The organism is Nocardia kruczakiae NBRC 101016, from assembly GCF_001612965.1.
Lineage (GTDB): Bacteria > Actinomycetota > Actinomycetes > Mycobacteriales > Mycobacteriaceae > Nocardia > Nocardia kruczakiae.
Genome location: NZ_BDBL01000004.1, coordinates 1 through 11,894, shown reverse-complemented (window position 1 = coordinate 11,894; position 11,894 = coordinate 1). Strand labels below are relative to the sequence as shown.

At 71.4% G+C, this 11,894-nt stretch carries 8 protein-coding genes; 3 read left to right on the top strand and 5 right to left on the bottom strand.

Features of this window, described 5'->3' with window-relative positions:
• Positions 1-2 precede the first annotated feature (2 nt).
• The 5 genes from NK1_RS04465 to NK1_RS04445 form a co-directional block, all read right to left on the bottom strand.
• Positions 3-545: a hypothetical protein gene (locus NK1_RS04465; RefSeq protein ID WP_063007302.1), complete on the bottom strand. Its 543-nt coding sequence runs from the start codon at positions 543-545 to the stop codon at positions 3-5.
• Between the two features lie 251 nt (positions 546-796).
• Positions 797-1,969, bottom strand: coding sequence for a VWA domain-containing protein (locus NK1_RS04460; protein WP_439955927.1), 1,173 nt, complete (start codon positions 1,967-1,969; stop codon positions 797-799).
• A gap of 19 nt (positions 1,970-1,988) precedes the next feature.
• Positions 1,989-4,352, bottom strand: a complete 2,364-nt coding sequence (locus tag NK1_RS04455; RefSeq protein WP_063007301.1) for a DUF5682 family protein — start codon at positions 4,350-4,352, stop codon at positions 1,989-1,991.
• Complete coding sequence (locus NK1_RS04450) at positions 4,349-5,452, bottom strand: ATP-binding protein (protein ID WP_063007300.1); 1,104 nt, start codon at positions 5,450-5,452, stop codon at positions 4,349-4,351. Before NK1_RS04450 ends, NK1_RS04455 begins: the two co-directional genes overlap by 4 nt.
• A complete protein-coding gene (locus NK1_RS04445; RefSeq protein ID WP_063905904.1) occupies positions 5,449-8,313 on the bottom strand; it encodes an SWIM zinc finger family protein in 2,865 nt (954 codons plus the stop codon). The genes NK1_RS04450 and NK1_RS04445 overlap by 4 nt, the downstream gene beginning before the upstream one ends.
• 370 nt (positions 8,314-8,683) lie before the next feature.
• On the opposite strand from NK1_RS04445, the gene NK1_RS04440 reads away from it, so the two are divergent.
• From NK1_RS04440 to NK1_RS04430, 3 genes are all read left to right on the top strand, one after another.
• Complete coding sequence (locus NK1_RS04440) at positions 8,684-11,089, top strand: AAA family ATPase (RefSeq protein WP_063007299.1); 2,406 nt, start codon at positions 8,684-8,686, stop codon at positions 11,087-11,089.
• Positions 11,074-11,493, top strand: coding sequence for a hypothetical protein (locus tag NK1_RS04435; protein ID WP_063007298.1), 420 nt, complete (start codon positions 11,074-11,076; stop codon positions 11,491-11,493). Before NK1_RS04440 ends, NK1_RS04435 begins: the two co-directional genes overlap by 16 nt.
• A gap of 24 nt (positions 11,494-11,517) precedes the next feature.
• Positions 11,518-11,894, top strand: a 377-nt coding sequence (locus tag NK1_RS04430; RefSeq protein WP_063007333.1) for a YchJ family protein, incomplete at its 3' end; no start/stop codon positions are given.

The window sequence follows — 11,894 nt, the reverse complement described above, 5'->3', positions numbered from 1 at the left end:
GCTCAGACGCAGTACTGGCAGACGCCGCCGGCGGGCAGCTGGATGAAGCACTGCGAGCAGACCGCCGGGCGCGGCTCGGAGAATTTGTCCTCCTGTGCCACCGCGGTTTTCGTCGCGCCGCGACCGCGGCGGCGTGCGTCCACCTTCGGCGTGAGCGGCGGAACACCGACCTCGGCGGGCATCTCCGCACCGTAGTGCTGATAGCACTGCCAGCGGGCGTAGGCCGCGTGGAGTTCGAGGTCGTCGGGAATCGGCAGGCCGGCGAGTTCGAGCACGTATTTGTAGTCGTCGCCGACGGTGTGGTTCTGGCGTACGCACAGCGCGGTCAGCGGCGGCTCGCCCGCGCCGTGGCAGCGCCGCGCGACCTTCCGCAGAATCGCGGCCATCCAGGTGCGCGTCGGCGCCTCGGTGTGCACACCGGACACGTCCTGAATCCGTTCGGCCAACTCGTTCACAGTGATGAAATGCCCGTATCCGGTCGCGGTTTCGGCCAGTTCGGCATGTGCGGCCAATGCCCAGGCCACCGCCGCCTCGCGAAATGACACCGCAGTGCCGTCACCTACCCGCCATGCTCCTGCCGTCGTGGCCACGGAATTCTTCAACACCGGTCCAAGTTATCGCGTCGATTTCCGCGCCGACGCGCGGCCCGCCGATCCGCGCGGCCCGCGCGGGGGCGAAAGCGTGCCCCGCGCCGAGAACAGCAGGTAGTCGCGCTGCGGTCCTCCGGGCCGTGAGAACCGCGGCCCGGCAACCCCTTTCGATGCCCGCGCATGCGGGCGTGGCTCGGGTACTCGACTCATCGGCCTCCGGCGTGCGAGCGGGCCCATGTCGCCACATCACCGCGGTCGAGGGCCACCGACAGCAGATCGGGGAAGCGGTCGGGAGTGCACGCGAAGGCGGGGACTCCCAGTGCGGCGAGGGCGGCGGCGTTGTCGTGGTCGTAGGCCGGGGCGCCCTCGTCGGAGAGCGCCAGCAGCACCAGTACCTGGACGCCGGCCTCCTTCATGGTCGAGACCCGTCGCAACATCTCGTCGCGTATGCCGCCCTCGTACAGGTCGGAGATAAGGACGAACAGGGTGTCGGCGGGCCGGGTGATCAGTTGCCCGCAGTAGGCGATGGCCCGGTTGATGTCGGTTCCGCCACCGAGTTGTGTGCCGAACAGCACATCCACCGGATCCGACAGTTGCTCGGTGAGATCCACCACCGCCGTGTCGAAGACCACCAACGAGGTCTTCAGCGAGCGCATCGACGCGAGTACCGCACCGAAGACGGAGGCGTAGACGACGCTGGCCGCCATGGACCCCGATTGGTCGATCGCGAGCACCACCTCCCGCCGCACCGCCTGCGCCTTGCGCCCGTATCCGACCAGCTGCTGCGGCACCACCGTGCGGTGTTCGGGCAGGTAGTGGGCGAGGTTGCGGCGGATGGTCCGGTCCCAGTCGATATCGCGCAGCCGTGGACGAGACACCCGGGCCGCGCGATTCAGCGCACCGGACACCGCGGCGACGGTGCGCGCGGCGAGCCGGCGTTCGATATCGCGCACCACCTTCTCCACCACCACTCGTGCTGTGGCACGGGTGGTTTCGGGCATCATGCGGTTCAGGCTGAGCAGGGTGCCGACGAGCTGGACGTCGGGTTCGACCGCCTCGAGCAGTTCGGGCTCGAGCAGCAGTTGCGTGAGTTGCAGACGGTCGATGGCGTCGCGCTGCATGACCTCGACCACCGTCGACGGGAAGTAGGTGCGGATATCACCCAGCCACCGGGCGACCTTCGGTGCCGAACCGCCCAGGCCGGCGGCGCGCTTGTCCGACGGGGTGTGTTCGTCGCCGTTGTAGAGCGCCGACAACGCCCGGTCCATCGCCGCGTCCTCGGCCGCGCCGAGTCCGCCGAGCCCTTCCTCGGCGGGAGCGCCGAGGACCAGCCGCCAGCGCCGGGCCTGCGCCTCGTCCGATTCGATCCGTGTCATCATCGGCTCCTCATCACTCGAATCATCGTGCGCCTACCAGGATTTCGGTCGCCGCGTGCAGAGCCAGGATGCCGCGAGCGGCGTCCGGCCCGGAGCGGTCGCGCTGCGGTGCGGCCACCGGCGTCCCGTCCCGGACGGCTCGGGCGATGGCCTGGCGTTCTCCCGCCTCGAAGGCGCCGAAGGTCCGCCGCAACAGCGGCAGGGTCGCGACGAACTGCTCCTCGTCCAGTTCGCGCAGCCAGGTGTCGATGCGCCGCAACAGGTCTCGGTCGTGGACGAGCAGCAGACCGCGTCCGCCCAGGAAACCGTCGATCCACGCGGCCTTCTCCGCCGGACTGTGGCCGATCGACAGCGCCGCCGACAGCCGGCGCGCGGCCTCGGCGTCGGCGATGATTCCCGCGTCGCAGAGCAATCGGACCGCGCGGCCCACCAGCGCCCCGTGCACATCGTCGCGGTCGGCCAGCAGGCCCAGTGCCGCGAGCCAGGACCGGGTGGCATGCGCCTCGTCGCGGGTCGCGATGGCGACGTGGGTGGCATCGATCAGGCCACGCAGCTGCGTGGCGGCATCGGTGTCGAGACCGGTGACGGCGCCCGGCAATCCGGCACAGATGCGCAGAAGCAGGCCGTCGGCGACCCGCGCCAGCGCGCCCACATCGGTGCTGCGGACGTCGCCGTAGCGCAGTGTGCGGATCAACCCGGGCAATGCGGCGAGCAGGTGGGTGACGTCGTGATCCAGCGCGGCCACCGCTTCCAGGCGAGCGACCAGACCGTCCACCGCGCCGCCGAGGTCGGCCAGCAGCGCGGTTTCCAGGGCCGCGCTGATATCGGCGACCGTGGCGTCGGCGGCGTCGGCTCGGTCGAGAATCTTCGCCTCGGCCGCGGTGCGGATGGTGGTACCCCAGCGCGACGCCTCGATGACCGCGACCGAGAGGCCGGGTTCCCAGCGCAGCGCCCACGATTCGCGGAAGGTGCCGGTATTGCGCACCTCGCCGGTCATCGGTGTACCCCAGTCGATTCCGAGCAGACGCAGCCGATGCAGCAGATGTGACCGGGCCACATCGCGGTCCTTGCGCAGATCCAGGTCCACCTGCTGGGCCAGGGCCTGCTGTTTGAGCCGCAGGGTGCGCGACTGCGCGCGCAGGTCGGCATCCAGCGGGACGGTCGGCGTGTTCTCGGGCACCGAACCGAGCGCCTCGCCGACGACCAGTTCGCTGCTGACGAACCGCAGCATCGACTCGTCGCCGTCGCAGAGCACCGACCGCGTGGCATCGGTGACCTCGGACAATCCCGGCGCGGGGCGCCCGCGCAGCGCGGCCAGCGTCGCGGCGAGTCGTACCGATTCGATGATGTGCGCACTGGACACCGGCAGGTCGCGGGCGCGCAGTGCACCGGCCACCCGGGTGAACCAGCGCGCGATCGGCTCGTCGGTCCGGGTGAACAGATGGTGATACCAGCCGGGTGAGGTGATACCCGCGCCGTATCCGGACGAGCCGGCCAGCCGGGAGTGGGTCCACGGCACCCAGGTCAGTGCGGCCTTCACCTTCGGCAGGCCCTTGAGCAGACGGGAATCGGCCGCCGCCGGACCCAGTTTGCCCGCCAGCGCCGGGGCATGCCAGGCACCGCAGACCACCGCGATCCGGCGCGCACCGCTCTTGAGCGTCCGGCGTATGACCTGCCGCATATACGCTTCGCGTTGCAGGGTACGCAGGTCGATACCGCCGGGCAGGAGCTGGGCCGGTGCGGATGAATCCGGCTGTGGCGCAGCATCTCCCGCATCCTCGATGGCACCTGCGCCGTGCTGATCCAGGGTGGACGGTGCGGGCTCCTCGACTCCCGGATCCGTATCCGACGCCGCCGGCCCGGCCGCTGCCCGGAGTGCGCCCATGGCCTCGGTGATGGCGTCGAAGATCTCGGTGCCGTCCCCGGTGGGAGCAGACGACGACTCGATGACCGCGTCCCACCATCGCTCCGGATCGTCGTATCCGCCCGCGGCGGCCAGCGCGGCCAGCGGATCACCGCTGTCACCCGGCTCGGTATCGAGGGCGAGGGTGGTGGCGGCCGGAAGATCGCAGAAGCTCACGGGCACAGCATGTTCGGACGCATACCGCAGCGCCTGCCATTCCGGGGAGAACACGGCGAACGGCCAGAACGCCGCCCGCGAGGGCTCGCTCGGGGCATAGGCCAGCAGTGCCACCGGTGGTGCCATTCCCTCGGCGGCGACATACGCGACCAGCGGATCGGCGTCGGCCGGGCCTTCGATCAGGATCGCATCCGGCCGGAAACGCTCCAGCGCCCACGACAGCGAGCGCGCCGACCCGGGGCCGTGGTGGCGGATCCCGAAGATCTGCGTCCGCGGCTCGTCGAGCGCGACGGCTTCGCCGCTCATCCGTGCACCTCACGGCAGGCGCGGTAGAAATCGGACCACTCCGGGCGTTCGCGGACCACGGCCTCGAGGTACTCGGTCCACACGACGGCGTCGGCGACCGGATCCTTGATCACCGCGCCGAGCACCGCACCGGCGACATCGCTCGCGCGCAGCACCCCGTCCCCGAAATGAGCGGCTAGCGCGATGCCATTGGTGAGCACCGAAATCGCCTCCGCCGTCGACAATGTGCCCGACGGCGACTTCAACTTGGTCCGGCCGTCCTCGGTGATGCCGGAACGCAGTTCACGGAAGACCCGCACCACGCGCCGCACTTCCTCGGCGGCGGCCGGAATCGGCGGCAATTGCAGTGCGGCGCCGAGTTGTTCGACCCGCCGGGTGACGATCGCGACCTCGTCGTCCTCGTCGGCGGGCAGCGGCAGCACCACGGTGTTGAACCGGCGGCGCAGCGCGGAGGAGAGTTCGTTGACGCCGCGGTCGCGGTCGTTGGCGGTGGCGATGACGTTGAAGCCCTTGGCCGCCTGCACCTCGATACCGAGTTCCGGCACCGGCAGCGTCTTCTCCGACAGCACCGTGATCAGTGCGTCCTGCACATCGGAGGGAATGCGGGTGAGCTCCTCGACCCGGGCGATCGCACCGGTGCGCATCGCGGTCATGACCGGCGAGGGCACCAGCGCGCCGTCGCTGGGTCCTTCCGCGAGCAGGCGCGCATAGTTCCAGCCGTATCGGATCGCCTCTTCGGCGGTTCCGGACGTGCCCTGCACCAACAGCGTGGACGCGCCACTGACCGCCGCCGAAAGATGTTCCGACACCCAGGTTTTCGCGGTGCCCGGTACGCCGAGCAGCAGCAGCGCGCGATCGGTCGCCAGCGTCGCCACCGCCACCTCCATCAGGCGTCGCGGCCCGACGTACTTCGGGCTGATCACCGTGCCGTCGGGCAGGGTGTCGCCGAGCAGGTAGGTGACCACCGCCCAGGGCGAGAGCTGCCACGACGGTGGGCGCGGACGGTCGTCGACGGCGGCGAGGGCTCGCAGTTCGTCGGCGTAGGCCTGTTCGGCATGGGGGCGCAGCAGGTCGGCGGGCGGGTTCTGGGTCGTGGTCATGCCAGCTCCTCGAGCATCAGGGTGCGTTGGGTCAGATCGTCGGCGAGCCGGTCGAAGGCGCTCTGCCAGGAGGGGTCGGCGCAGCGGCGGGCGGCGACGGACACCGCCGCGACCGCGCGGACCGGGAAATTGATCGCGGCACTGCGCAGCAGCGTGCGATAGGACGCGGGCGACAGCCCGGCCGCGCCGGGACGGGCAGCGGCCAGATGGGCCCGATCGAGCAGCAGCCGGACCAGATGTTCGGCCAGCGGCTGTGGCCACGGCCGCGGTAACGCCGAGACCAGCAACTCCAGCTCGGCCAGCCAACTGCTGTCCAGACCGCACAGGTACCGTACGCGCCGGTCGACAGGCAGCAGGGCGAACAACTGCTGCCGCAGCCGCGGATCCGCGCCCAGGGTCGGTGTGGTGGTCAGCACCTCGAACAGCGGCGTCGCCCAGCGGGAATCACCTTGTGCGAGAGCAGCTTCCGACCAGCCCGCGGCGACCGGTCCGAGGATGTCGTCGGGAAGCCGCAGCGCGGTGGCCGCCTCCGCGGAGCCGCACAGGTGTTCCCAATGCCGCAGCGGTGTGGCGGCCATCAGGCGGCGCAGCCGTTCGGCATCCACATCGGCCCCGCCGTCGCGGCGGTAGGCCACCGGGTCGAGCCGGTCGCCGAGTCCGTCGCGGCGGGCCGCGTCGTCGAGATCGTGCGGCAGGCGCGCCTCGAGCGTGCCGGAGCGGATGATCAGCCACCGGCTCGCGCGTTCGCGCATCCGTTCCGCGAAGGCCGAATCCGGCAGATGCGCAAGGAGATCGGCGGCCGTACGGCGAACCTCGGGCCGCGCGTCGTCGAGGGCGGATTCGAGCAGTGACTCGTCGTCGGGCCCGACTCCGGCGGCCAGGACCGCCAGCAGTTCGGCTCGGCCGCGTGCCGGTTCCCGGCTCCAGGTGTCGGCCAGCGCTCGCCGGGCCGCCGCCGCGTCGCGGGCGCGCAGGGCGGCCAGCCAGCTCCGGCGTTCGGCGGGCCGGCCGTGCGTCCACACTTCGGGATCGTCGTCGCCGGTCCGCAGCAGCGGTCGCCAGCGTGGATGCAGCGCCGCCAGCCAGCGACCCCGGGCGCCCGCCAGACGCAGCAACGGACCTCGCAGGGCCGCTTGGCTTCTCGCGGTCTCGAGCAGTGTGGCGCAGAGTGCGTCGGGCGCGCGCGGATCGCCGGGCAGTGCCGCCTCGAACCATTCCGCGAGCATCGGCGAGCCGTCCGCCAGCAGCTGTCGCAGCCGCTGCGCCGCCGCCCGCGGCAACCGATCGCGATCGTCGTCGGCGGCCGGGGCGAGCAGCTCGGTCCGGGCCGGTCGCACCCCGCCGCGGTGGTACAGCTCCTGGAGCGCCACCGCTCCCAGCACAGCGTGTTCCGGAGTGTCGGCGGGAGTGGCCGCGGTCACCGCATCGGCCAGTCCGGCGGGATCGAGGGTGCATCGGGCGGTGCCCAGCAGCGCGACCGGCACCACCGTCTCCGACGATGCCGGGACCGCGGTGCCAGGGGTCGGCACGTCCGTGAGCGATTCGGTCTCGACTCCGACGAGTTCGCCGGCCACCAGCGCGGAGACGGGGATCAATCCGGCCGCGGTCCACTCACCGACCACCGTCACGGGATGACCGCCCGACAAGCCGATCAACTGCCACGGCACCTCGGCGGTCGTGGCGAGCGGCACCGCCGTGCCGTCCGGTTCGGCGAGAAACCAGCCGGCCGAACCCGGGCTGGGGACCACATCCGCCAGCAGCATCGGCCAGCCCCGCAGCCACGGGTCGGCGCCCAGCGCCCGCGCGTGGGCCTCGAGCTGGCCGGCGATGGATGCCGATTCCGACACGATGGTGGTGAAGGGTTCGGGTTCGCCATGGCGGACGCCCCAGACCGCGCGCAGCGGCATCGCCCCCGGATAGAAGTGCAGGTCCGCCTCGACCATGGTGCCGGGAATCGGCAGGTCGCCCGGGAAACTCGCACTGCCGAAGCTGTGGTCGAGCACATGGGCCCAGCTTTGTGTGGCCCGCCCGAGCAGCAGAATGCGGCGGGTGAAGACCCGTTCCTCCTCGGTGATGCGCACCCCGAGCACCATCCACCGGTCGCGGATCGCGGGCTCGCCGCCGCGGACCTCTTCGGCCTTGGCCGGATAGCCGATATGGGCGCGCACCCCGGCGGCCAGCGCGGGCGGCAGTTCGTCGAGCCGCCGGTGCGCGCCGATCAGCAGGTGCAACCGGGCGTACTCGCTGAGCAGAATCGCCGGCCACTGCTCGACGCCGAGCATGCGACGCGGCAGTTGCCGCAGGGCTGCCGCCACCCCCGGCGCTTGGGAGTCGACCATCCGGGCGGCCACCGCCTCCAGCGCCGCGGCGGAATGGTCGGCCTGGGCCAGGCCGGTGCGGATCTGGTCACCGAGCCAGATGTCGAGATCGTCGAGTCCGGTGGTGACCCGCGCCCGCCGCTGGTCGAGCGTCGCCTGTTTCGTGCCGCGGACCGCCGGCTCGGCCGGCTTCGCGGCCCGCGCGGCTCGGCCGGCCAGCCATTCGGCCGCGAAGTCGGCGGGCGCGTCGGCCGCCGGGACCGTGCCCTGCGACCAGAGCAGCAACAGTGACAGCGCATGTTTGCAGGGAAATTTCCGGCTGGGGCACGAACAGCGGTAGGCGGGGCCCGACAGGTCGACGATCGTGTGGTACGGCGTGGCGCCGCTGCCCTTGCACTGCCCCCACAGCGCACTGCCGTGGGTGCCGGTGACCGGCCACGCGGCGGTGAGCTTGCGGGCGGCGCTCACCGATGCGGTGTCGGGCGCCAGGGCCAGCACATTGTCGGCGGTGACGGCGTAGGTCGCGGCCGGAGAGGTCGTCACGTGTTCCCCCGTTCGTTCGGTACACCGGATTTGTACCCGAGCCCACCGACAAGATCGCGCGAGCGGTCTTCCGGGCTGTCGGCCGAACGGCGGCGGCTGGGTTCGCTCGTCGGTTGCGAGCGAATTCCCCTGGCGCGGAATGTCATTGCAGAATCAAGCACTGTTGTGGTTGATCGTGATCTCTGGCATTCTGATCTGTTCGGTTGAACCGAGCCACCCGTAAGGGGTGTAACCCGTGGAACTGCCCGGCCGGGACGGCCGAGGGGTGGACATCGGGCGGTTCGACCGTTCGATGGCCATGCGTCCCGCCCGGGCCGGTTCTCCGGTAGCGTTCGCCACGACGAGTCGTGCGCGAGGGCCGGGAGGGGCAGTGGGGCAAGAGCAGGGGGAGGTCGCGCCACGCCTGCGTGAACTGGTTTCGGCACGGCTGCAGGCGGATCCGGCGGTGAGCCCGGAGGTAGCGCAGACGGTGCTGGCGGCGTTGGGGGAGTCCGCCGAGGAGAGCGACGCGGGGCCGCGGTCCGGAGTGTTCCTGAGCGCCATCCGTGTTCGCGGCTTCCGCGGGATCGGCGGCGAGGCGGTCCTGCGGATCGCGCCCGGTCCCGGTCTGACACTCGTGGTCGGTCGCAACGGGTCGGGCAAGTCGAGTTTCGCCGAGGCCGCGGAACTGGCACTCACCGGCGTCAATCGGCGCTGGGAGGGCAGATCCGCGGTCTGGCGCGACGGCTGGCGGAATATGCACTGCGACAAGCCCCCTCGGATCGCCGTCGACCTCGTCGCACAGGAACGAGGCCCGTTCACGATCACGCGTACGTGGGCGGAGGGCGACGACCTGTCGGCCGGTAGCTGGACGGAGCGCGAAAACGACAGCGGCAGCGCCGAATTCCGCCCGGAGGACTGGGCGCGTGCCCTGGAGCTGTATCGGCCGTTCCTGTCCTACAGCGAACTCGGCGCCGTGGTCGACGGCCGTCCCAGCGATCTGTTCGACGCACTGCACCGGCTGCTCGGGCTCGACGACATCAGCGCCGCGCTGGATCGGACCCGCACGCGCCGAATCGAATTGGAACGCGCCGCGAAACAGTCCCGGGACGGCCGGCAGGCCCTGCTGGACGAACTGCTCACCCTCGCCGACGAGCGTGCTGAGCGCGTCGCCGAGATGTTGCGCGCGCCCACGCCGGATCTGTCCGCGGTCGCCCACGAACTCGCCGGCGCCCGCCACGACCCCGGCGGTGTCGCGGCACTGCAGGCCGTCGCACGCCTGCGCATCCCGGCTTCCGCCCAGGTCGAGTCGGCCGCCGAGGCGGTCGAGCGCGGCACCGCCGAACTGCTGGAGCTGGCGACCGGAGATCTGGACGCCGAACTCCGCGTGGTCGACCTGCTGCGTGGCGCTCGTGAACACGCGGAGGACGGTGACTGTCCGTGCCCGGTCTGCGGCCACGGTCGTCTCGACGCGCAATGGCGACGCGAGGCGACCGCCCGGATCGAGGCCGTCGAGCGGCGCGCCGCAGTGCTCACCACCGCCCGGGGCGCGCTGGGTGAGGCGATCGCCGCGGCCCGGTCGCTGATCGAACCCGTTCCGCCGGAACTGGAATCGACCATCGCCGCACCCAATATCGATCCCGCGGACGCCCGTCGCGCCTGGACGAGCTGGTCCGCCCTGCTCGAGGTCGAAGCGGGCGCCACCCTGGCGGCCCGGATGCGCGGCGCGCACGCCGAACTCGCGGTGCGGCTGGAGGTGTTGCAGCGGGCCGTGCACAAGGAACTCGATCGCATCGATGCGGTCTGGACGCCGCTGGTCCCACGCATCGCGACCTGGCTGCACGAGGCCCGCCTGGTCGCCGCGGCCGATGCCGAGCTGCGTACCGTCCGCCGCGCCGAGGACTGGTTGAAGTCGGCCGCCGCCGGCCTGCGCGACGAACGCCTCGCCCCGCTGGCCGAGCATGCCCGGCGCATCTGGGGCGGGTTGCGTCAGCGCAGCAATGTGGATCTCGGCGCGATTCGCCTGCAGGGCAACGCCGGGGCCAGTCGCAAGGTGCTGCTCGACGTCACCGTGGACGATTCCGGCGCCGCCGCGCTCGGAGTGATGAGTCAGGGCGAATTGCATGCGCTGGGCCTGGCCCTGTTCCTGCCGCGAGCCACGGTGGCCGAAAGCCCGTTCGGTTTCGTCATGATCGACGACCCGGTGCAGGCGATGGATCCGGCGAAGGTCGACGGACTCGCCCGGGTGCTGGCGGCGGTGGCGCGCAGCGGACGCCAGGTGATCGTTTTCACCCACGACGAGCGGCTGGCCGAGGCCGTGCGCCGATTGCGTTTGGACGCAACGGTTCTGGATGTGCAGCGGCGCGAGCATTCGCGGGTGGAGGTGCGCGCGGTCGAGGATCCGGTGCAGCGCTACCTCGGCGACGCGCGGGCCCTGCTGCGCACCAGGCAACTGCCCAAGGCGATCGCGACCGAACTGGTCATCACCTGCTGCCGATCGGCGATCGAGGCGGCGGCGTTGGCCCGCGCCCGGCGTGAACTGCTGGCCGCCGGCGTCGACCATCGCGAGGTGCAGCGCCGCGTCGATCGGGCGCGCACCACGTGGGAGACGGTCGCCCTGGCGGTCTTCGGAGTGCCGGACCGGGTCGACGATCTGAACGACTATCTCGATCGCGAGGCGCCGTGGGCGCGCGCGGTGGTGCGCGATGCCACGGCCGGTGCGCATATCCGCATCCAGCGCCGCTCGGGCGATCTGATCTCGGGGACGAAGAGATTCGTGACATGGCTGAATCCGTGAGGCCGACCGTGGCGCAGCGCTTGGCGGCCGCCGCGGAACTGCTCGACGGCACGGTCACCGATGCGGGCGGCCTGTGGTCCCGGGCGACGGTGTGGATCCTGCGGATCGCGCTGGAACAGTCGGTGGACCGGCTGTGGGCGCGGGTGTCTCCGCCGCTGGCCCGGTGCAGTATGCGTGCTCAACTGCTGGCGCTGGACAGCTGCGCCGGTCCCGAACTCGCGGGCCGCGTCGGCGGACTGTGGGCGACGCTGTCGCGGGCCGGCCATCACCTCGACTCCGAACCCGCGCCGACCCTGCACGAACTGCGCGACTGGTACGACGAAACCGTCCGGCTGGCGGAGGAACTCGACCGCATCGGCCGCGCGGATGTACCCGCCGTGTTCGGGCGCCGCCGGAACAGGTGAGTTCCGGGCGGCGATAATCGTGCGATGGCCGACACCTTTCCCGAACGCCCGGACGACACCGATCGCTGTCCGTGCGGCAGCGGCGAACAGTTCGGGCAGTGCTGCGGCCCGCGCCTGGACGGCATCCGCCCGGCGCCGACCGCCGAAGCGCTGATGCGGTCGCGCTATACCGCCTTCGCCGTCGGCGATCGCGACTATCTGCTGCGGACGTGGCATCCACGGACCCGGCCGCGGCGACTGACCCTGGATCCGGCGCAGCGCTGGGTATCGCTGCAGGTCTTCGGCACCGAGGCGGGTGGCCTGTTCGACGACGCCGGCGTGGTCGAGTTCCGCGCCACCTACCGATACGACGGCAGGCGCGGCGTACTTTCCGAGTGCAGCAGATTTGCTCGTGTCGACGG

Coding starts and splice junctions, on each gene's coding strand:
- NK1_RS04460 (WP_439955927.1), bottom strand. CDS start 1,969: ATGATGACACGGATCGAATCGGACGAGGCGCAGGCCCGGCGCTGGCGG.
- NK1_RS04450 (WP_063007300.1), bottom strand. CDS start 5,452: ATGACCACGACCCAGAACCCGCCCGCCGACCTGCTGCGCCCCCATGCC.
- NK1_RS04435 (WP_063007298.1), top strand. CDS start 11,074: ATGGCTGAATCCGTGAGGCCGACCGTGGCGCAGCGCTTGGCGGCCGCC.
- NK1_RS04455 (WP_063007301.1), bottom strand. CDS start 4,352: ATGAGCGGCGAAGCCGTCGCGCTCGACGAGCCGCGGACGCAGATCTTC.